18 protein-coding genes are annotated in these 19,907 nt (G+C 59.0%); 16 read left to right on the forward strand and 2 right to left on the reverse strand.

Annotated features, from left to right (window positions below; all coding sequences use genetic code 11):
• The first annotated feature begins 62 nt into the window (after nt 1-62).
• From VSQ83_RS06080 to VSQ83_RS06120, 9 genes are all read left to right on the forward strand, one after another.
• Nucleotides 63-881 (forward strand): SDR family oxidoreductase, encoded by an 819-nt coding sequence (locus tag VSQ83_RS06080; protein ID WP_219262521.1) that lies wholly within the window; start codon nt 63-65, stop codon nt 879-881.
• Nucleotides 882-941: 60 nt separating this feature from the next.
• Nucleotides 942-1,946, forward strand: a complete 1,005-nt coding sequence (locus tag VSQ83_RS06085) for a substrate-binding domain-containing protein (protein WP_133075639.1) — start codon at nt 942-944, stop codon at nt 1,944-1,946.
• Complete coding sequence (araG, locus tag VSQ83_RS06090) at nt 1,937-3,457, forward strand: L-arabinose ABC transporter ATP-binding protein AraG (RefSeq protein ID WP_326425693.1); 1,521 nt, start codon at nt 1,937-1,939, stop codon at nt 3,455-3,457. Before VSQ83_RS06085 ends, araG begins: the two co-directional genes overlap by 10 nt.
• 25 nt (nt 3,458-3,482) lie before the next feature.
• Complete coding sequence (gene araH / locus VSQ83_RS06095; protein ID WP_133075637.1) at nt 3,483-4,451, forward strand: L-arabinose ABC transporter permease AraH; 969 nt, start codon at nt 3,483-3,485, stop codon at nt 4,449-4,451.
• Nucleotides 4,452-4,669: 218 nt separating this feature from the next.
• The gene (locus VSQ83_RS06100; protein ID WP_326425696.1) at nt 4,670-5,659 is read left to right on the forward strand and encodes a 2-dehydro-3-deoxygalactonokinase; all 990 of its coding nucleotides are present in this window, start codon (nt 4,670-4,672) and stop codon (nt 5,657-5,659) included.
• A gap of 1 nt (nt 5,660) precedes the next feature.
• Complete coding sequence (locus VSQ83_RS06105) at nt 5,661-6,290, forward strand: 2-dehydro-3-deoxy-6-phosphogalactonate aldolase (protein ID WP_219262518.1); 630 nt, start codon at nt 5,661-5,663, stop codon at nt 6,288-6,290.
• Nucleotides 6,291-6,330: 40 nt separating this feature from the next.
• The gene (dgoD, locus tag VSQ83_RS06110) at nt 6,331-7,479 is read left to right on the forward strand and encodes a galactonate dehydratase (protein ID WP_019827958.1); all 1,149 of its coding nucleotides are present in this window, start codon (nt 6,331-6,333) and stop codon (nt 7,477-7,479) included.
• A 148-nt stretch (nt 7,480-7,627) separates the two neighbouring features.
• On the forward strand, nt 7,628-8,938 hold the full coding sequence (locus VSQ83_RS06115) for an MFS transporter (protein ID WP_326425698.1): 1,311 nt from the start codon (nt 7,628-7,630) through the stop codon (nt 8,936-8,938).
• A 63-nt stretch (nt 8,939-9,001) separates the two neighbouring features.
• Nucleotides 9,002-9,787 carry an IclR family transcriptional regulator gene (locus VSQ83_RS06120; RefSeq protein ID WP_326425700.1) on the forward strand — a complete coding sequence of 262 codons (786 nt, stop codon included), beginning with the start codon at nt 9,002-9,004 and terminating at the stop codon, nt 9,785-9,787.
• Between the two features lie 10 nt (nt 9,788-9,797).
• Here VSQ83_RS06120 and VSQ83_RS06125 read toward each other — a convergent pair whose 3' ends face one another.
• Entirely contained in the window at nt 9,798-10,862 is a 1,065-nt protein-coding gene (locus VSQ83_RS06125) for an NAD(P)-dependent alcohol dehydrogenase (protein WP_133075632.1), read from the reverse strand.
• A gap of 179 nt (nt 10,863-11,041) precedes the next feature.
• Here VSQ83_RS06125 and VSQ83_RS06130 point away from each other — a divergent pair, with 179 nt between their 5' ends.
• On the forward strand, nt 11,042-11,935 hold the full coding sequence (locus tag VSQ83_RS06130) for an AraC family transcriptional regulator (RefSeq protein ID WP_219262516.1): 894 nt from the start codon (nt 11,042-11,044) through the stop codon (nt 11,933-11,935).
• A gap of 153 nt (nt 11,936-12,088) precedes the next feature.
• Here the strand turns inward: VSQ83_RS06130 and VSQ83_RS06135 are convergent, their stop codons facing one another.
• On the reverse strand, nt 12,089-13,753 hold the full coding sequence (locus VSQ83_RS06135; protein ID WP_219262515.1) for an electron transfer flavoprotein-ubiquinone oxidoreductase: 1,665 nt from the start codon (nt 13,751-13,753) through the stop codon (nt 12,089-12,091).
• Between the two features lie 547 nt (nt 13,754-14,300).
• Here VSQ83_RS06135 and VSQ83_RS06140 point away from each other — a divergent pair.
• From VSQ83_RS06140 to VSQ83_RS06165, 6 genes are all read left to right on the forward strand, one after another.
• Nucleotides 14,301-15,050 carry an electron transfer flavoprotein subunit beta/FixA family protein gene (locus VSQ83_RS06140; RefSeq protein WP_326425703.1) on the forward strand — a complete coding sequence of 250 codons (750 nt, stop codon included), beginning with the start codon at nt 14,301-14,303 and terminating at the stop codon, nt 15,048-15,050.
• A 2-nt stretch (nt 15,051-15,052) separates the two neighbouring features.
• Nucleotides 15,053-15,982, forward strand: a complete 930-nt coding sequence (locus tag VSQ83_RS06145; RefSeq protein WP_133075628.1) for an electron transfer flavoprotein subunit alpha/FixB family protein — start codon at nt 15,053-15,055, stop codon at nt 15,980-15,982.
• A 137-nt stretch (nt 15,983-16,119) separates the two neighbouring features.
• A complete protein-coding gene (locus VSQ83_RS06150) occupies nt 16,120-16,938 on the forward strand; it encodes a substrate-binding periplasmic protein (RefSeq protein WP_133075627.1) in 819 nt (272 codons plus the stop codon).
• 9 nt (nt 16,939-16,947) lie between these two features.
• Nucleotides 16,948-17,304, forward strand: coding sequence for a DUF4398 domain-containing protein (locus VSQ83_RS06155; RefSeq protein WP_133075626.1), 357 nt, complete (start codon nt 16,948-16,950; stop codon nt 17,302-17,304).
• Nucleotides 17,301-18,116, forward strand: coding sequence for an OmpA family protein (locus VSQ83_RS06160; protein ID WP_133075625.1), 816 nt, complete (start codon nt 17,301-17,303; stop codon nt 18,114-18,116). The genes VSQ83_RS06155 and VSQ83_RS06160 overlap by 4 nt, the downstream gene beginning before the upstream one ends.
• A gap of 247 nt (nt 18,117-18,363) precedes the next feature.
• A complete protein-coding gene (locus VSQ83_RS06165) occupies nt 18,364-19,836 on the forward strand; it encodes an aminotransferase-like domain-containing protein (protein ID WP_133075624.1) in 1,473 nt (490 codons plus the stop codon).
• Nucleotides 19,837-19,907 lie beyond the last annotated feature (71 nt).

Below are 19,907 nucleotides of genomic sequence, written 5' to 3' on the forward strand. Positions count from 1 at the left end.
CATGCTTTTTAACCGGTCATCGACAGATGCCCGGTTTTTGTCGTGTCCAGGAGTCTTGATCAATGGCTGAACCTCTTGCATTGCCACCCGTAGCCGAACCACCCCGTGGTGAGCGCCTGAAGAACAAGGTCGTACTGTTGACTGGCGCCGCCCAAGGTATTGGGGAAGCCATCGTGGCCAGCTTCGTGGCGCAACAGGCGAAAATGGTCATCAGCGATATCCAGGCCGAAAAGGTGGAGAAAGTTGCCGCCCATTGGCGTGATCAAGGCGCGGATGTGCGGGCAATCAGAGCCGATGTGTCTTGCCAGGCTGACCTGCATGCCCAGGCCGCACTGGCGTTGCAACTGCACGGTCGGGTCGATGTGCTGATCAATTGCGCCGGGGTCAACGTGTTCCGCGACCCTCTGGAAATGACCGAAGAAGACTGGCGCCGTTGTTTCGCCATCGATCTGGATGGCGCCTGGTACGGCTGCAAGGCGGTTTTGCCGCAGATGATCGAGCAAGGCATCGGCAGCATCATCAACATTGCCTCAACCCATTCGAGCCACATCATTCCAGGTTGTTTCCCGTACCCGGTGGCCAAGCACGGCCTGATGGGCCTGACCCGTGCCCTGGGTATCGAATACGCACCCAAGGGCATCCGGGTGAACGCCATCGCGCCGGGGTATATCGAGACGCAGCTCAACGTCGATTACTGGAACGGTTTCGCCGACCCCCATGCCGAGCGTCAGCGTGCACTCGACCTGCACCCGCCGCGGCGCATCGGCCAGCCGCTTGAGGTGGCAATGACTGCCGTGTTCCTGGCCAGCGATGAAGCACCGTTTATCAATGCCTCGTGCATCACCCTCGATGGCGGGCGCTCAGTGATGTACCACGATTGATCGCTTGCCCGGACACAACAGGTTCTGCAGACCGTTAAAAATAAAAACAAGGAGTCAGCCATGAAACGTCGTCACGGTATCCGTTCTCTGTGTTGTGCGGCCCTGGCCGCTACCGCCTTCAGCCTCAGCAGTGGGCTGCAGGCGGGCGACCCGGTGAAGATCGGCTTTTTGGTGAAACAGGCGGAGGAACCCTGGTTCCAGACCGAATGGGCCTTCGCTGAAAAAGCCGCCCAGGATAAAGGCTTTACCCTGATCAAAATCGCCGTGCCGGACGGCGAGAAGACCCTGTCAGCCATCGATAGCCTGGCGGCCAACGGCGCCCAGGGTTTTGTGATTTGTCCGCCGGATGTGGGCCTTGGCCCTGCCATCATGGCCAAGGCCAAGCTTAACGGCTTGAAAGTGATCGCCGTGGATGACCGCTTTGTCGACGCCAGCGGCAAGTTTATGGAAGAGGTGCCGTACCTGGGCATGGCGGCGTTCGAGGTGGGCCAGAAACAGGGCAGTGCGATGGTCACTGAAGCGAAAAATCGCAATTGGGACTGGAAAGACACCTATGCGGTGATCAACACCTTCAACGAGCTGGATACGGCTAAAAAGCGCACGGATGGCTCAGTCAAATCCTTGAAGGATGCGGGCTTGCCAGACGATCACATTTTGTACTCCGCGCTTAAAACCCTCGACGTGCCCGGCAGCATGGACGCCACCAACTCGGCGCTGGTCAAACTGCCCGGCGGCGCGAAGAACCTGATCATTGGCGGGATGAACGACAGCACTGTACTCGGTGGAGTGCGTGCCACGGAAAGTGCCGGGTTTGCGCCCGCCAATGTGATCGGCATCGGCATCAATGGCACCGACGCCATTGGTGAACTGAAAAAGGCCAACAGTGGCTTTTTCGGCTCCATGCTCCCCAGCCCGCATATTGAAGGCTACAAGACGGCGACCATGATGTTTGAGTGGATCACCGAGGGTAAAGAACCGCCGCTGTACACCGCGATGGATGAGGTAACGCTGATTACCCGTGACAACTTCAAGGAAGAACTGACCAAGATCGGTCTGTGGAATTGAACGCGCCGGGGAGTGGCGCCGCCAGCCTGCGCTTCAACGGCATCGGCAAGCAGTTTCCCGGTGTTCAGGCGCTGGCCAATATCAGTTTCGTCGCTCACCCGGGGCAGGTTCATGCATTGATGGGTGAGAACGGCGCCGGTAAATCAACCCTATTGAAGATTCTCGGTGGCGCCTATCAGCCCAGCAGCGGACATTTGCAAATCGGTGAGCAGGCGCTGACCTTCAAGTCCACTGCTGAAAGCATTGCCAGCGGGGTCGCGGTCATCCATCAGGAGTTGCATCTGGTACCTGAAATGACCGTGGCCGAGAACCTGTTTCTGGGGCATTTGCCTGCGCGTTTTGGCTTGATTAACCGCCGCTTGCTGCGTCAGCAGTCCCTGGACTTGCTCAAGGGCCTGGCGGATGAAATCGATCCGCAGGAGAAAATTGCACGTCTGTCACTGGGGCAGCGCCAATTGGTGGAAATCGCCAAGGCGCTGTCCCGTGGCGCCCACGTGATTGCCTTCGATGAACCCACCAGCAGCCTTTCGGCCCGCGAAATCGATCGGTTGATGGCAATCATTGCCCGCCTGCGTGACGAAGGAAAAGTGGTGCTCTACGTCTCGCACCGGATGGAGGAAGTGTTCCGTATCTGCAATGCGGTCACGGTGTTCAAGGACGGCCGCTACGTGCGCACCTTCGAGCAGATGAGTGACCTGACCCACGACCAGTTGGTGACATGCATGGTCGGTCGCGATATTCAGGATATTTATGACTATCGACCTCGCGAGCACGGCGCGGTCGCGCTCAAAGTCCAGGGGTTGCTCGGTCCGGGCCTGCGTGAACCGGTGAGTTTCGAAGTGCGCCAGGGCGAAATACTGGGCCTGTTCGGGCTGGTGGGGGCGGGGCGTACCGAACTGTTGCGCCTGCTCGGCGGGCTGGCCCGCAACAGCGCCGGTCGCCTTGAATTGCAGGGGGCCGAACTGACGCTGCGCTCGCCCCGTGATGCGATCGGTGCCGGGGTCTTGCTGTGCCCGGAGGACCGCAAGAAGGAAGGCATCATCCCCCTCGCCAGCGTCGCCGAGAACATCAATATCAGTGCCCGTGGCGCTCATTCGATCCTGGGTTTGCTGCTGCGTGGCAAGTGGGAGCGCGCCAATGCCGACAAGCAGATCAAGGCGCTGAAAGTGAAGACCCCGAGCGCGGCGCAGAAAATCATGTACCTGTCCGGTGGCAATCAGCAAAAGGCCATTCTCGGGCGCTGGTTGTCGATGCCCATGAAGGTGCTGCTGCTCGACGAGCCGACGCGAGGCATCGATATCGGCGCCAAGGCCGAGATCTACCAGATCATCCACACCCTGGCGGCCAGTGGTATTGCGGTCATCGTGGTGTCCAGCGACCTGATGGAGGTGCTGGGCATCAGCGATCGCATTCTGGTGCTGTGTGAAGGCGCGGTGTGCGGCGAACTGCCTCGCGACCGGGCCAATGAATCCAACCTGTTGCAGATGGCCTTGCCCCGCCAGCGCGGTTGAAGGCGTGATCCCTTGAGAGGTTTACATGACAATTCAAAACACATCACTGCCGCCTGCGCGTAAGCCCCTGGACGTGCGTCGCTTCCTCGACGACTGGGTGATGTTGCTGGCGGCGCTGGCAATATTCCTGCTCTGTACCTTGCTGATCGACAACTTTTTGTCGCCGCTGAACATGCGGGGCCTGGGGCTGGCGATTTCCACCACCGGGATTGCTGCCTGCACCATGCTTTATTGCCTGGCGTCGGGTCATTTCGACTTGTCCGTGGGTTCGGTAATCGCCTGCTCCGGCGTCGTGGCTGCGGTGGTCATGCGTGACACAGACAGCGTCTTTCTGGGTGTCAGCGCTGCGTTGGGCATGGGCCTGATCGTTGGCCTGATCAACGGAATAGTCATCGCCAAGCTGCGGGTCAACGCGTTGATCACCACGTTAGCGACCATGCAGATTGTGCGTGGTCTGGCCTACATCTTTGCCAACGGCAAGGCGGTGGGGGTGTCCCAGGAATCGTTCTTTGTCTTTGGCAACGGCCAGTGGTTCGGTGTACCGGTGCCGATCCTGATCACCCTTGTGTGCTTTGTGTTTTTCGGCTGGCTGCTCAACTACACCACCTATGGGCGCAACACCATGGCCATTGGCGGCAACCCGGAAGCGGCCCTGCTGGCGGGGGTCAATGTTGATCGCAACAAAATCATCATCTTTGCCGTACACGGGCTGGTAGGTGCGCTGGCCGGTGTCATCCTTGCCTCTCGCATGACCTCTGGCCAGCCGATGATCGGCCAGGGCTTCGAGTTGACCGTGATCTCGGCCTGCGTGCTGGGCGGTGTATCGCTGAGCGGTGGGGTGGGAATGATTCGCCACGTGATAGCTGGCGTACTGATTCTGGCCATTATCGAAAATGCGATGAACCTGAAGAACATCGACACGTTTTACCAGTACGTGATTCGCGGCTCGATCCTGCTACTGGCGGTGGTGATCGATCGCCTGAAGCAACGCTGAGTCCTGGCCCTGTTTCTGTAGTCGCTGCCGCAGGCTGCGATCGTCGCAGTGGCGCACCAGCCCTATCGCAGCCTGCGGCAGCAGTTACAGAGTTTAAAGCGTATTAAATCCCTATATATGAGATGCATATTTATATATTGAGATTTGTAGCGCTGGCGGTTTATAGTCTCCTGCACGGACTCACAGCATTCACTGCTAAAAACAAAACAGGTGAAGCGATGCAGGCGCAATTGATCGCGCTCGATTGGGGTACGACCTCCCTTCGTGCTTATTTACTCGGCCCCGCCGGGCAGGTGCTGAAAATGCGCTCGCTGGCTTGCGGGATCATGCAGTTGCCGGATACCGCCCGGTTAATTGCAGGTCACTGGTGTACCGACGGCTTTGAGCTGGCGTTCGATGAGGCATGTGCCGACTGGCTGCAAGCCAACCCCGGCATCCCGGTCATTGCCTGCGGCATGGTCGGTAGCGCCCAGGGCTGGATTGAGGCGGCTTACCGCGAGACACCTGCCAGCCTCGCGGACTTGAGCACAGCCTTGCAGACGGTACGCAGCGTGCGGGGAGTTGATGTCCATATCGTGCCGGGCGTGATCCAGCGTTCAACCCTGCCCAACGTCATGCGCGGCGAAGAAACCCAGGTACTGGGCGTCCTGCAAACCCATCCTCATCTCAACGAATGCTTGATCGGCCTGCCAGGCAGCCACTCCAAATGGGTGCAGGTGCAGGACGGCCGTCTGGTGCATTTCGATACCTTCATGACTGGCGAGTTGTATGCCGCCGTCTGCGAGCACACGATTCTGGGCCGTACCCAGCAGCCTGCTGCGCAGTTTGACGCCGCTGCATTTGCCCGTGGCGTAGAGGTGGCGCTGTCCCCGGACAGCGAGCGTGGCCCGCTGTCGACGCTGTTCAGCGCACGTACCCTGAGCCTTACCGGGCAGCTAAGCCCCGTGCAGCAGCCTGACTATGTGTCCGGTCTGCTGATTGGCCATGAGCTGGCCGCGCTGGGCAATGTGTTACGCCGACGCCGGGGCGGGAAACCGCTGCCAGCGATCATTCTGATTGGCAATACGCAACTCTGTGAGCGCTACCGGCGTGCACTGGGTGCCTGCGGATTCGCCGATGTGAGCCTGGCAGAACAGGCTACCGAGCAAGGTTTATGGCACCTGGCCCAGGCGGCCGGGTTGCTCCAACACACTGATCTGGAGGCCTGAGATGCTCAAGCAAGCACTGGCAAAAAACGGACTGATCGCGATTCTTCGCGGTTTGCGTCCACACGAGGCGCAAGCTATCGGCAAAGTGCTGTATGACGAGGGCTTTCGTACCCTGGAAGTACCGCTTAATTCTCCCCAGCCCTATGAAAGCATCCGTATCTTGCGCAGCACCTTGCCTGCCGACTGCCTGGTCGGCGCGGGCACGGTGTTGACGGCGCAACAGGTCGAGCAGGTGAAAGCGGCGGGGGGGCAGGTGATTGTCATGCCCCACAGCGACCCCACCGTGCTGCGTGCGGCCAAGGCAGCGGGCTTGTACCTGTCGCCGGGTGTCGCCACGCCCACCGAAGCCTTTGCTGCGCTGGCCGAAGGTGCCGATGTGCTGAAGATGTTCCCGGCCGAGCAAATGGGCCCGGCCGTGGTCAAGGCCTGGCTGGCCGTGTTGCCCGCCGGTACGCTGCTGATCCCGGTTGGGGGCATAACCCCGGACAACATGCAGGTGTTTGTCGATGCCGGGGTATCCGGGTTCGGTTTAGGCTCCGGCCTGTTCAAGCCCGGGATGAGCCCGGATCAAGTGGCGGTTAACGCCAAAGCCTACGTGCACGCCTGGAATGCCCGGCGTCAGGCCAACTGACTGGCGCTGTGGCGCCCCATCGAACAAGAGAGACAACACGATGAAAATCACCAAACTCACCACCTATCTGGTTCCGCCGCGCTGGTTGTTCCTGAAGATCGAAACCGATGAAGGCGTGACCGGCTGGGGTGAACCCGTGGTCGAAGGCCGCGCCCACACCGTGGCCACTGCGGTGGATGAACTGTCGGACTACTTGATCGGCAAGGACCCGCGCAATATCGAAGACATCTGGACCGTGCTTTATCGCGGCGGTTTTTACCGTGGCGGGGCGGTACACATGAGCGCCCTGGCCGGTATCGACCAGGCACTGTGGGATATCAAGGGCAAGGCGCTGGGGGTGTCGGTCAGCGATTTGCTGGGTGGCCAGGTGCGGGACAAGATCCGGGTCTATTCGTGGATCGGCGGCGACCGTCCGGCCGACACGGCCAGGGCAGCCAAAGAGGCCGTGAGCCGCGGGTTTACCGCGATAAAAATGAACGGCACCGAAGAGCTGCAGTTTGTCGACAGCTTTGAAAAGGTCGATCTGGCGCTGGCCAACGTGGCGGCGGTGCGTGATGCGGTGGGCCCCAATGTCGGCATTGGGGTGGATTTCCATGGTCGTGTTCACAAGCCGATGGCCAAGATCCTGATGAAGGAGCTGGACGCGTACAAACTGATGTTTATCGAAGAACCGGTACTGAGCGAAAACTACGAGGCGCTTAAAGAGCTGGCGCCGCTGACCAGCACACCGATTGCCCTGGGCGAGCGGCTGTTTTCACGCTGGGATTTCAAGCGGGTGCTCAGCGAAGGTTATGTCGACATCATCCAGCCGGATGCGTCCCATGCGGGCGGGATCACCGAAACCCGCAAAATCGCCAACATGGCCGAAGCCTATGACGTGGCCCTGGCCTTGCACTGCCCCCTGGGGCCGATTGCACTGGCGGCCTGCTTGCAACTGGATGCGGTCTGCTACAACGCCTTTATCCAGGAGCAAAGCCTGGGCATCCACTACAACGAAAGCAACGACCTGCTGGACTACGTCAAAGACCCGGCGGTATTCGATTACGACAAAGGCTTTGTAAAAATCCCCAACGGTCCGGGCCTGGGTATCGAGATCAACGAAGAGTACGTGCAGGAACGTGCGTTGATCGGTCACCGCTGGCGCAACCCGATCTGGCGCCATGCCGATGGCAGCTTTGCCGAGTGGTAATGCCACTCATGTAGTCGCTGCCGAAGGCTGCGAAGGGTTGCGTAGCAACACGTTATATCGCAAGCACCGATGGCCCCTTCGCAGCCTGCGGCAGCGACTACAGGTTCTGCCCCCACGACCTCAATAAACATAAGAAAGAGGCATGCCCATGTCATCTGCAAGCACTGTCGCGCCCGCGATTTTAGTGGCGCCTAGCCGCAAGCGTTTTTTCATCATGGTGCTGTTGTTCATCACCGTGGTGATCAACTACCTGGACCGCAGCAACCTGTCGATTGCCGCCCCCGCACTTACTACCGACCTGGGGCTGGACCCGGTGCATGTGGGGCTGATTTTTTCGGCTTTCGGCTGGACCTACGCCGCCATGCAAATCCCCGGCGGCTGGCTGGTGGATCGGGTGCCGCCGCGTATTCTCTACAGCGTTGCCTTGCTGCTGTGGTCGGTGGCCACGGTGATGCTCGGCTTTGCCGCGAGCTTTATCGCCCTGTTCGTCTTGCGCATGGCGGTGGGCGCCCTGGAAGCCCCGGCGTACCCGATCAACAGCCGGGTGGTGACCACCTGGTTCCCGGAGCGCGAGCGCGCTACGGCCATTGGTTTTTACACCTCAGGGCAGTTTGTCGGCCTGGCGTTTCTGACGCCGGTACTGGCCTGGCTGCAGCATCACTGGGGCTGGCATATGGTATTTGTCAGCACCGGTGCGGTGGGGATTGCCTGGGCCGCTATCTGGTATGCGGTGTACCGCGAACCCCGGGACTTCAAGGGCGTCAATCAGGCTGAAATCGATTTGATCGCCGAGGGGGGTGGCCTGGTGGATATCCAGAGCCAGACCGCCAAACGCAAGGCGGCGTTCAGTTGGCTGGACCTGGGGATCGTGCTCACCAAACGTAAACTGTGGGGCATTTACCTGGGGCAGTTCTGCCTGAATTCGACGTTGTGGTTTTTCCTGACATGGTTCCCCACCTACCTGGTGAAATACCGCGGCATGGACTTTATCAAGTCCGGTTTGCTGGCTTCGTTGCCGTTTCTGGCGGCGTTTGTGGGCGTGCTGTGTTCCGGGTTCTTTTCTGACTGGTTGATTCGTCGCGGTTACTCGGTGGGCTTTGCTCGCAAGCTGCCGATCATTGGCGGGTTGCTGATTTCGACCTCGATCATTGGCGCCAACTTTGTCGACTCGACGCCGCTGGTGATTGCGTTTCTGGCGCTGGCGTTTTTTGGCAACGGGCTGGCGTCGATTACCTGGTCCCTGGTGTCGACATTGGCACCGGCGCGGCTGCTGGGGCTTACCGGCGGGGTGTTCAATTTGATCGGTAACCTGTCGGCGATTACCACGCCCATCGTGATCGGCTTTTTGGCCGCCGGCGACTCGTTTGCCCCGGCAATCACCTATATTTCGGTGCTGGCGCTGCTGGGGGCGTTGTCCTACATATTGCTGGTGGGCAAGGTCGAGCGGATCGAGCTGTAGCCGTCAGTCAGCCGGGCGACCATAATGCTGCCCAGTTCTCACCTATCAATGGAAAGGCTGGCTATGCAGGACGACTCCACGAAAATCGCTCCGACCGGTACTCAAACCTTGCTCCGCGGCCTGGCGGTGGTTCAGGCCGTGGCCAATGGCGCGCGTGACCTCAAGGACATCGCCCGGGTGATCGGGACCACGCGCAGCACCACCCATCGCCTGGCCAGTTGCCTGGTGGATGAGCGTTATTTGCGGGTGTTGCCCAAAGTGGGATATTTGCTGGGGCCCAAGCTGATCGAGCTGGGTTTTCAGGCCCGTGAAGAGCTGCCGTTGGTGACGCTGGCCGAGCCGTATCTGGATCAATTGTCAGCCTTGACCGGCGATACCATTCATTTGGCGGTGCGCGAGGGGGATGAGGTGCTGTACCTGCACAAGAACCCGGGGCGAAATGGCCCGGAGATGCGTTCGCGGGTGGGGCACCGGATGGCGATGGCACGTACCGGCATTGGCAAGGCCATGTTGCTGGATGCGCCCCTGGACGAATGGCGGCGCCTGTATGAAGCCGGCCAGAGCGCAGGCGGCAAAAACCCGTTGTGGCCCGATCATCAGGAACCGTCGTGGGAGCAGTTCGAGGAGCGCATGCGCGGGTATGTGGCGGGAGGGTATGCGTTTGACCTGGAAGACAACGAACCGTCGATCCGCTGTGTGGCTGCGCCCATACGTGATGCCAGCGGGCAGATCGTCGCGGCCATCAGTATCGCCAGCACTGTGCCGTATATGCCCCATGAGAAAATGACCGGGTTGATCCCGGTCATTACCCATGTCGCACAACAGATATCGGCGGAGTTGGGCGGCTAAAACCCTTGGCTTAGGCTTTCAGGGTTTTCATGTCGATCACGAAACGGTATTTCACGTCGCCTTTAACTACACGCTCAAAGGCTTCGTTGATGTTTTTGATGTCGAGCATTTCGATGTCGCAGGTAATCCCGTGTTCGGCGCTGAAATCCAGCATCTCCTGGGTTTCGGCAATGCCACCGATCAACGAACCGGCCAGCACGCGGCGCTTGAATACCAGGTTGAAGGCGTTGAGTGCCGGTTCAACCGGTTCGATCAGACCCACCAGAATGTGCACGCCGTCAAACGTCAGGGTTTCGAGGTACGGGTTCAGGTCGTGCGGCACCGGAATGGTGTCCAGCAGGAAGTTGAAGGTGCCTGCAGCGGCTTTCATCTGCTCGGCGTCGGTGGACACGATCACGTGGTCTGCACCTTGGCGGTAGGCTTCTTCGGCCTTGGCCTGGGAGCGGGTGAACAGCGTCACTTCAGCGCCCAGGGCCTTGGCGAACTTGATGCCCATGTGGCCCAGGCCGCCCATGCCCAGAATCCCGACCTTGTCGCCCGGCTCAACACCGTAATGAACCAGTGGCGAGTAGGTGGTGATGCCGGCGCACAGCAGCGGTGCGGCGCTGGCCGGGTCGAGGTTTTTCGGGATGCTCAGCACGAAGTGTTCGCTGACTACCATGTTGTCCGAGTAACCGCCCATCGTCAGCGTGCCGTCAATACGGTCCGGGCTGGCGTAGGTCTGGGTCATGCCTTCCAGACAGTATTGCTCAAGATCTTCCTTGCAGGCCGAGCAGGTACGGCACGAGTCGACCATGCAGCCCACGCCGACGAGGTCGCCGACCTTGTGTTTGGTGACTTTGTCGCCAATGGCCGTCACCTTGCCGACGATTTCATGGCCAGGCATCAGGGGGTAAGTCGCGAAGCCCCAGTCATTGCGCGCCTGGTGGATGTCGGAATGGCAAACGCCGCAGTACAGCACTTCGATGGCGACGTCGTCCGGGCGGGGGGCGCGACGGTTGAACTGCATCGGCGCCAGTGGGGCCTTGGCGTTCTGAGCGGCATAACCGATAGCGTTATAAGTGACAGTGGACATGAGAACCTCGCGAAACGTTGACTGTGTAGAGGGGGAGATTTTGCGCCTGGATGCTTTGCAGGACTATGACGATTCCTCCGTGTGTCATGCCTAATACTCCGGAGTAACAGGTCTGCTGTCGCTTTATTGACCAATTCTGCGAAGATGCAGCTGTCTATTCCTCCTGTGAAAATTTCTCCATGCTTTTGACCCGTCACCGGGACGAGAACGCCATGCTGGTGTCTCTGATCGAACCGCTGGCGACACAAACCGGTTTTGTGTCCACCTTGTTACCTGAAGTTCGGGTTGTTTCTGCGTGCCGGGTAGTGGCCCGTATGCCGCAGATCTATGAGCCTAGCCTAATGGTGATTGCCCAAGGCAGTAAGTTGGCCTACCTGGGGCAGCGCACGATGGAATACGGTGCAGGGCATTATCTGGTGCAGGCGCTGTCAGTGCCTTTTGAGTGTGAAACCTTTGCCTCCGAGGACGCGCCTCTGCTGGGGGTGGCAATCAGTATTGATCGCGCCGTGCTGGGGGAGTTGGTGCTGGCGATGGGGCTGGCCCCGGATCGCAGTGCCGTGGCGCAGACGCCTGAGTCGATGACTTCGGCGGTACTGGATGACGACATGCGACACGCCGTCGAGCGCCTGCTGCGTTGCCTGCATGATCCGATGGAGTGCCGGATCATGGGCCAGGCACGGCTGCGCGAAGTGCTGTTCGCGGCATTGCGCGGGCCGCAGGCGGGTGTGTTGCGGGCATTGGTCGAGCAGCAAGGGCAGTTTGCTCGGGTGGCGGCATCGTTGAGTTACTTGCATGAGCATTTCGCGCAGCCGCTGAATGTCGAGACCCTGGCCCGTTGCGCGAACATGAGTGCATCCACGTTTCACGAACATTTCAAGCGCAGCACTTTGCTGTCGCCGGTGCAATACCTCAAGCGTTTGCGGCTGTTGCGGGCACAGCAATTGTTATTGAGCGAGGGACTGGGTGTGGCGCAGGTGGCGGAGCGCGTGGGCTATCAAAGTACTTCGCAGTTCAGTCGCGAGTACAAGCGCTACTTCGAGCGCAGCCCGGGGCATGAAGGGGTAGGGTGCTAGCCAGCCGGTGTGACGGGCGTGTTGTGGGAGCGGGCTTGCTCGCGACGCGGGCAGCGCAGTCTGTCAGGCAAATCTGGGCGATCCCATCGCGAGCAAGCCCGCTCCCACAAAACCGGGGGCAATAAAAAAGGCCCCCGAAGGAGCCTTTTTGACTTACATGTTCGGGTAAGTCGGCCCGCCGCCACCTTCCGGGGTTACCCAGGTGATGTTCTGCGATGGGTCCTTGATGTCACAGGTTTTGCAGTGAACGCAGTTTTGCGAGTTGATCTGGAAGCGCTTTTCGCCGCTTTCCTGGGTGATCACCTCGTACACCCCCGCCGGGCAGTAGCGCTGTGCCGGCTCGTCGTAGAGCGGCAGGTTGACGCTGATCGGGATGCTCGGGTCGCGCAGCTTGAGGTGGCACGGCTGCTCTTCTTCATGGTTGGTGCTGGAGATGAACACCGAGCTGAGCTTGTCGAAGCTGAGCTTGCCGTCGGGTTTCGGGTAGTCGATTTTCTTGCAGTCTTTGGCCTGTTTCAGACACGCATAGTCTGGCTTGGTGTCGTGCAGGGTGAACGGCATCTTGCCGCCAAAGATGTTCTGGTCGAGCCAGTTGAAACCACCGCCTACGATTGGGCCGAACTTGTGCAGTGCCGGGCCGAAGTTGCGGCTGGCGAACAGTTCGTCGAACAACCAGCTGGCTTTGAAGGCTTCAACGTAGGTGTTGAGTGCATCGCCACCTTCGGAGTCTGCGAGCAACGAGTCAGCCACGGCCTCAGCTGCGAGCATGCCGGACTTCATTGCGGTGTGGCTGCCTTTGATCTTGGAGAAGTTCAGGGTGCCCAGATCGCAACCGATCAATGCGCCGCCGTTGAAGATCATTTTCGGCAGTGAATTCAGGCCGCCTTTGCAGATGGCGCGGGCGCCGTAGCTGATGCGTTTTCCGCCTTCGAGGTATTGCTTGAGCACCGGGTGATGCTTGAGGCGCTGGAACTCGTCGAACGGTGACAGGAACGTGTTGCTGTAGGACAGGTCAACGATCAGGCCGACAACGACCTGGTTGTTTTCCAGGTGATACAGGAAAGAGCCGCCGGTGTTTTCGCTGCTGATGATGTCCAGCGGCCAGCCAGCGGTGTGGACGACCAGGCCTGGCTGATGTTTGGCCGGGTCGATTTCCCAGATTTCCTTCAGGCCAATACCGTAATGCTGGGCGTCGGCCTCACTGTCGAGCTTGAAGCGTTCGATCAGTTGCTTGCCCAGATGGCCACGGCAGCCTTCAGCGAACAGGGTGTACTTGCCACGCAGCTCCATGCCCGGGGTGTACAGGCCTTCTTTAGGGTTGCCTTCGCGGTCAACGCCCAGGTCGCCGGTGATGATCCCGCGAACCACATTGTTTTCGTCGAACAGGACTTCTTGAGCAGCGAAGCCGGGGTAGATTTCTACGCCCAGGTTTTCGGCCTGTTGCGCCAGCCAGCGGCACAGGTTGCCCAGGGAGATGATGTAGTTGCCTTCGTTGTGCATGGTTTTAGGCACAAAAAGGTCAGGTACCTTGGTCGCAGTGCTATCGCTGCGCAGTACATAGATGTCGTCTCGGGTCACTGGAGTGTTGAGCGGAGCGCCCAGTTCTTTCCAGTCCGGGAACAATTCGTTCAAGGCACGGGGTTCGAAAACAGCACCAGATAGAATGTGAGCACCGACTTCGGAGCCTTTTTCAACCACGCAGACGCTGATTTCTTTACCGGCTTCGGCGGCCTTCTGCTTTAAGCGGCAGGCGGCGGACAAACCGGCAGGGCCGGCGCCGACGATGACCACGTCGAATTCCATGTATTCGCGTTCCACAGGTTCTCTCCTACTCAAGGCTCAACGGTATTTTTCTAATTGGAGGTTTGGCACTTCATCCATTACGCCCTCGACCCCGAGGTTGAAGAATCAATGGATGACGCACCGCTCTCTCTGATGGGCGGGCATTATATCTACACCACTAGCAGCGTCCAATACAAACGTTTGTTTGAATCCGCTGCAAGCCAGATAAATCAAAGACGCGCGGCTCAAAACTGGCCCATTTGCTGTATTGACCGCAAAAGGCGTTCCGGTCAAGATACGGGCGGTTTTGCGCTCGCCGTAGGCTGATTGTTGGTTTCAAGAGCACCTCTAAAGACAGGGCATAGGCACAAGCCTGTAGGAGCCTGCCATTTTTTGAGCGGAGTTTACACGTCCTTTCGGTGTATGACTTGTTAGTCACATCGGACAGACGGTCGCACGGGGAATCGTCGGTACTCGTCTATAAGCAAAGCAACGATCTTTGGAGGTGCCCTTGTGCTGATGAGCATCAACCGCCAGGTTCGCCTAGGCGACTTTCTTTTCACCGGAGAGTAACGAGGAATCCATGAAGGTTCTTGTAGCTGTCAAACGAGTGGTCGATTACAACGTTAAAGTACGCGTCAAAGCGGACAACTCCGGCGTTGACCTCGCCAACGTCAAGATGTCGATGAACCCCTTCTGCGAAATCGCTGTGGAAGAAGCCGTACGCCTGAAAGAAAAAGGTGTTGCGACTGAAATCGTCGTCGTCTCCATCGGCCCGACCACTGCTCAGGAACAGCTGCGTACCGCGCTGGCACTGGGTGCAGATCGCGCCATTCTCGTCGAGTCCGCCGAAGACCTGACCTCCCTGGCCGTAGCCAAGCTGCTCAAGGCCGTTGTCGACAAGGAACAGCCTCAGCTGGTGATCCTGGGCAAACAGGCCATCGACAGCGACAACAACCAGACCGGCCAGATGCTGGCTGCGCTGACCGATTTCGGTCAGGGCACTTTCGCTTCCAAAGTCGAAGTGGCAGGTGACAAGGTTGCCGTGACCCGTGAAGTGGATGGCGGCGCGCAAACTGTTTTGCTGAGCTTGCCAGCGATCGTCACCACTGACCTGCGTTTGAACGAGCCGCGTTATGCGTCCTTGCCAAACATCATGAAAGCCAAGAAGAAGCCGCTTGAAGTGCTGACCCCGGACGCGCTGGGTGTTTCCACGGCTTCGACCAACAAAACCCTGAAAGTTGAAGCGCCTGCAGCACGCAGCGCTGGCATCAAGGTCAAGTCGGTGGCTGAACTGGTCGAGAAACTGAAAAACGAAGCGAAGGTAATCTAATCATGACTATCTTGGTAATCGCAGAACACGACGGCAAGACGCTGGCTCCGGCCACGCTGAACACCGTAGCCGCTGCCGCTAAAATCGGTGGCGACATCAACGTTCTGGTTGCAGGCCAGGGCATTGGCGCTGTAGCCGAAGCCGCCGCGAAAATCGCTGGCGTGGCTAAAGTGCTGGTCGCCGACAACGCGGCTTACGCCCATCAGTTGCCTGAAAACGTTGCACCACTAGTTGCTGAGCTGGGTGCTGGCTACAGCCACATCCTGGCGGCTGCCACGTCCAACGGCAAAAACATCCTGCCGCGCGTTGCTGCGCAGTTGGACGTGGATCAGATCTCCGAGATCGTTTCGGTCGTCAGCGCTGATACTTTCACGCGTCCGATCTATGCCGGTAACGCCATTGCCACCGTGCAGTCCACTGCGCCGGTAAAAGTGATCACCGTACGTGCGACCGGTTTCGACCCGGTTGCAGCAGAAGGTGGTTCGGCAGCGGTTGAAGTGGTTGCAGCGGTTCACGATGCAGGCACTTCGTCGTTCGTTGGCGAAGAACTGGCCAAGTCGGACCGTCCTGAACTGACCGCTGCCAAAATCGTCGTTTCCGGCGGTCGCGGCATGCAGAACGGTGACAACTTCAAACTGCTCTACACCCTGGCTGACAAGCTGGGCGCTGCTGTTGGCGCATCTCGCGCAGCAGTGGACGCAGGTTTTGTGCCTAACGATATGCAGGTCGGTCAGACCGGTAAAATCGTTGCGCCACAGCTGTACATCGCGGTGGGCATTTCCGGCGCGATCCAGCATCTGGCCGGCATGAAAGACTCCAAGGTGATCGTTGCGATCAACAAGGACGAAGAAGCACCGATCTTCCAGGTGGCCGATTACGGCCTGGTAGCGGACTTGTTCGAAGCCGTACCTGAGCTGGAGAAGCTGGTTTAATCCAGTCGCTTCACTTATAAAGAGCCCGGTCATCCGGGCTGTGGGGAAGGGCAGGGCACTCAGTGTCTTGCACCGTCTTCATGGCCAGGGTGACCGGGCTTTTTTGTGGGTCTCAATTGTGTGTGGAGCGTAGGGCTATGGATGTGCGTCAACTGAGCAGGTTGCTATTGGGGTTGGCGTTATTGCCTGTGTTGTCTGAGGCGGCGGGCAAGTGTGAGCGCCTGATCGTCACTGGCAGTCCCGATGCACCGCCTTATTTGTGGCGCGACCCAGCCGACCCTGCGCACTTGATCGGCGCCAGTGCTGATCTGATCCAGCAGGCGGGTCATGAGCTGGGGATCAAGGTTGAAGTGCTCTACGGTGGCAAGCGTGCCCAGGCCCAGGACGAAGTCCGTGCCGGGCGCATGGACATGTTGCTGGATGCGCCGCTGACGGTTGGCGGACTTTCGTCGTTCGACTACATTCACCCGCCCTTGGTGCGTAACGACTATCTGGTGTGGACCCGCAAGGACTCCACCCTGGTCTACGAAACGCCTGCCGACTTGCATGGGCATGTGGGCGCTGTCTCTGAGAAAGCCCGGCTAAGCGAGACATTCAATGAGTTCGCTCAGCATCAGCTCACCCTGGAGCGTCAATCCGGCTTGACCCAGGCTTTCCAGAAATTGCTGCTCGGCCAGGTCGAATACGTTCTGGCCGGGCGCTATTCCGGTATGGCCACTGCGCAAACCCTGGGCATTGCCGATGACCTGATAGCGCGCTCGCAGCCCATTGATCAGCCCGGGCTGTTTTTGGCCATTTCCCATGACTCGGCCTGCAATGAACCGTGGTTGCGCGGACAGCTCGCCAAAAAGATGACAGAATTGCCCGCGTCCGGCCTGACCGAGGCGGTACTGCAACGCAATCTAGAGCGGTGGAAAGCCCAATTGCTACAACCGCTCAGCGCCCCAAAACAGTAGGAATCCCTAGTGACAATTCGACCTCTTTTCGCTGCCCTGGCCGTTTTGGCTCTGGCGGGGTGTGCAGCCGATCCTGCGCCGAATGAACAATTGCGTTTGACCGAACAAGCCCTGGAGCAAGCCAAGGCCGTGGGTGCCAAAGCCGATGACTTGGCTGAGTTGAAACAAGCCGAAGACAAGCTGGCCCAAGCGCTGGCAGATATGGCAGATGAATCCTACAAAGACGCGCGCATGCAGGCCGAACAAGCCGAACTGGATGCCCGATTGGCCGAAGCCCGTGTGCTGACGCAGAAAAGCCAGGAACAACTGAACGTGCTCAATACCCGTATTTCGCGCTTGCGCAAACAGCTGGCGGAGGCGCAATGAGCCTTACGTACAGAGCTTTCATGGGGGTGCTGGTTGCGGGTTGCGTCAGCCTGACCGGATGCGCCGGGCATCACAACAGCGAACTGGCCTTGCAGCAGGCCAGCACGGACTTTCAGACCGTGAAGGAAGACACCAATGTGCTGCGCATCGCGCCCAAGGACGTGATCCGTGCCGGTGAGTCCCTGGCCCGTGCTGACCGTTTGTCCAGCTTCTGGGGCAGTGGTGAAGACGTTGCGCATTACGCCTATTTGAGCCAGCGCTACAGTGAAATCGCCCGTGAGCACACGCAACAGGTGCTCAATGAGGAGCGTGGGGCCAAGCTGGAGCTCGAACGTCAGCGTCTGCAACTGGCGTTGCGTGAAGCCAAGTTGTTGAGTGTTCAGCAACAGGGGCAATGGCTGGAAGAGCAAATCATCAGCCTGGCCACTACTCAGACTGACCGTGGTCTGGTCATGACCCTGGGTGACGTGTTGTTCGACACTGGCGAAGCCGACTTGAAAAACTCGGCCAACCGCACGGTACTCAAGCTGGTGCGTTTCCTGCAACTGAACCCCAAGCGCATTGTGCGGATCGAGGGCTACACCGACAGCACCGGAGGCAAGGAGGATAACCTCAAGTTGTCCCGTGACCGCGCGCAGGCCGTGGCCGATGTGCTGGTCGATCTGGGTATCGACGAGAAGCGTATCCAGGTGGAAGGTTATGGCGATCAGTACCCGGTTGATGTCAATGCCACGGAGCGCGGCCGGGCACAGAACCGCCGGGTTGAAATCGTCTTCTCTGACGAAAAAGGCCAACTGGGCGCAGCGCGCTAAAGCCCGATATCGCTGGCTGAATATCGGAGCGGGCTTGCCCGCGATTGAATCAAAGCGGTGTGCCTGGCGCATCGCGGCGGCGAAATCGCGAGCGAGCCCGCTCCCACAACGGGTTCTGTCGCCCATACAGTTTTCCCCCGCACACCCCCTGTACGGCTTAGTTAAGTGACAACTGTGCCCGTACACTTCTAAACTGTTCCGGTATTGTTCTCCACAAAAATAAAGTTTGAACATCGAGAGCGGCGCCATGACCAACCTTTTGCTCTATCAACGTATCGCTCAGCAGTTGGCTGAGGATATTCGGCGTGGCGTTTATCAGCCTGGCGAACGTGTGCCTTCGGTTCGCAAGATGAGCTCTCAGCTCAACGTGAGCCATGCCACGGTGTTGCAGGCTTACGCCAATCTTGAAGATCAGGGCTTGATCAGGGCACGGCCGCAGTCCGGCTATTACGTGCACCAGACCCCCGCATTGACTGCGCCCACGCCTGATATCGCACGCGTGGAGCGTCCGGGCCTGGTCACCCGCAGCAGCATCATCCAGCAAGTATTGGTCGAATCCCGTCGCGAAGGCGTGTTCCCGCTGGGCGCAGCCGTGCCCAGTGTCGATTACTTGCCTGTACGGGCGCTGCATCAGCAATTGGCGAAGGTCACGCGCTTTCATAGCCCGCGGGCGTTCAGCTACATGTTCAGTCCGGGTTTTGAGCCGTTGCGCCGGCAGGTGGCAATCCGCATGCGTGACGCTGGAGTGGTGGTCGATCCCAGCGAAGTGATCATTACCCACGGCTGTGTCGATGCGCTGCAAATGTCGTTGCGCGTGCTGACCCGTCCCGGAGACCTGATCGCGGCTGAGTCGCCGACTTACTACGGGCTGCTGCAGCTGGCTGACCTGCTGGGCTTGAAAGTCATCGAGATCCCCAGCGATCCTGCTACTGGCATGAGCCTGGAAGCCTTGCAGCTGGCGGCCAATCAATGGTCGATCAAGGCCTTGGTACTGACCACGCGCCTGAGCAATCCCCTTGGCGGGACCATGCCAGAAGAGCGGCAAAAGCAGTTGCTGCGTCTGGCTTCCGATTTTGATATCCAGATTGTCGAAGACGATATCTACGGCGAGTTGATGTTTGAGGTTGGGCGCACCAAGGCACTGAAAGCCTATGATCGTCTGGATCGGGTCATTTATTGTTCGAGTTTTTCCAAAACCCTGTCCCCCGGCGTGCGTATCGGCTGGATGATCGCCGGCAAGTTTCAGCAGGAAATCCAGCGTCTGCAAACCTTTACCACCCATTCGGCATGCAGTGTGACGCAGATGGGGGTGGCGGCTTACCTTGAAAACGGCGGTTACGATCGCCATTTACGTTACATCCGCCAGGAATACAGAAAGAACCTGAGTGCGTTCCAGCTGGCTGTTCAGCAGCACTTTCCGGAAGGGACGCAGATGTCACGGCCTAGCGGGGGCTTTATCTTGTGGGTCAGTTTGCCGGGCCGGGTCAACACCCAGGAACTGCATGTCCGGGCATTGCAGCAAGGTATCAGCATCGCGCCGGGACTGATTTTCAGTAATACCGAGCAGTTTAACCACTGCATACGACTTAACTGTGCCACACCCTGGAACCGGGAAGCCGATCGGGCCCTGATGACCCTTGGCATGCTTGCCAATCAGCTGTGCCAGGAAGCCGCAGGCCTGTACGGAGGAAGCTCGGCAGCTGTCGGGATGGCATTTTGACCATAATCACCTTGTCACCCTGTGCGTAAAGCGCGAGCATACGCACCTGAACCGTTAAAGCTGTGGGAGTT

This window comes from Pseudomonas sp. DSV-1, from assembly GCF_035830915.1.
Classification (GTDB): domain Bacteria; phylum Pseudomonadota; class Gammaproteobacteria; order Pseudomonadales; family Pseudomonadaceae; genus Aquipseudomonas.

Bases quoted from the DNA above. Each gene is read 5' to 3' on its own strand.
- VSQ83_RS06140 (WP_326425703.1), top strand. From the start codon at position 14,301: ATGAAGGTTCTTGTAGCTGTCAAACGAGTGGTCGATTACAACGTTAAA.
- VSQ83_RS06115 (WP_326425698.1), top strand. From the start codon at position 7,628: ATGTCATCTGCAAGCACTGTCGCGCCCGCGATTTTAGTGGCGCCTAGC.
- VSQ83_RS06080 (WP_219262521.1), top strand. From the start codon at position 63: ATGGCTGAACCTCTTGCATTGCCACCCGTAGCCGAACCACCCCGTGGT.
- VSQ83_RS06120 (WP_326425700.1), top strand. From the start codon at position 9,002: ATGCAGGACGACTCCACGAAAATCGCTCCGACCGGTACTCAAACCTTG.
- VSQ83_RS06105 (WP_219262518.1), top strand. From the start codon at position 5,661: ATGCTCAAGCAAGCACTGGCAAAAAACGGACTGATCGCGATTCTTCGC.
- VSQ83_RS06130 (WP_219262516.1), top strand. From the start codon at position 11,042: ATGCTTTTGACCCGTCACCGGGACGAGAACGCCATGCTGGTGTCTCTG.
- dgoD (WP_019827958.1), top strand. From the start codon at position 6,331: ATGAAAATCACCAAACTCACCACCTATCTGGTTCCGCCGCGCTGGTTG.
- VSQ83_RS06160 (WP_133075625.1), top strand. From the start codon at position 17,301: ATGAGCCTTACGTACAGAGCTTTCATGGGGGTGCTGGTTGCGGGTTGC.
- VSQ83_RS06150 (WP_133075627.1), top strand. From the start codon at position 16,120: ATGGATGTGCGTCAACTGAGCAGGTTGCTATTGGGGTTGGCGTTATTG.
- VSQ83_RS06145 (WP_133075628.1), top strand. From the start codon at position 15,053: ATGACTATCTTGGTAATCGCAGAACACGACGGCAAGACGCTGGCTCCG.
- VSQ83_RS06125 (WP_133075632.1), bottom strand. From the start codon at position 10,862: ATGTCCACTGTCACTTATAACGCTATCGGTTATGCCGCTCAGAACGCC.
- VSQ83_RS06100 (WP_326425696.1), top strand. From the start codon at position 4,670: ATGCAGGCGCAATTGATCGCGCTCGATTGGGGTACGACCTCCCTTCGT.
- araH (WP_133075637.1), top strand. From the start codon at position 3,483: ATGACAATTCAAAACACATCACTGCCGCCTGCGCGTAAGCCCCTGGAC.
- VSQ83_RS06085 (WP_133075639.1), top strand. From the start codon at position 942: ATGAAACGTCGTCACGGTATCCGTTCTCTGTGTTGTGCGGCCCTGGCC.
- VSQ83_RS06165 (WP_133075624.1), top strand. From the start codon at position 18,364: ATGACCAACCTTTTGCTCTATCAACGTATCGCTCAGCAGTTGGCTGAG.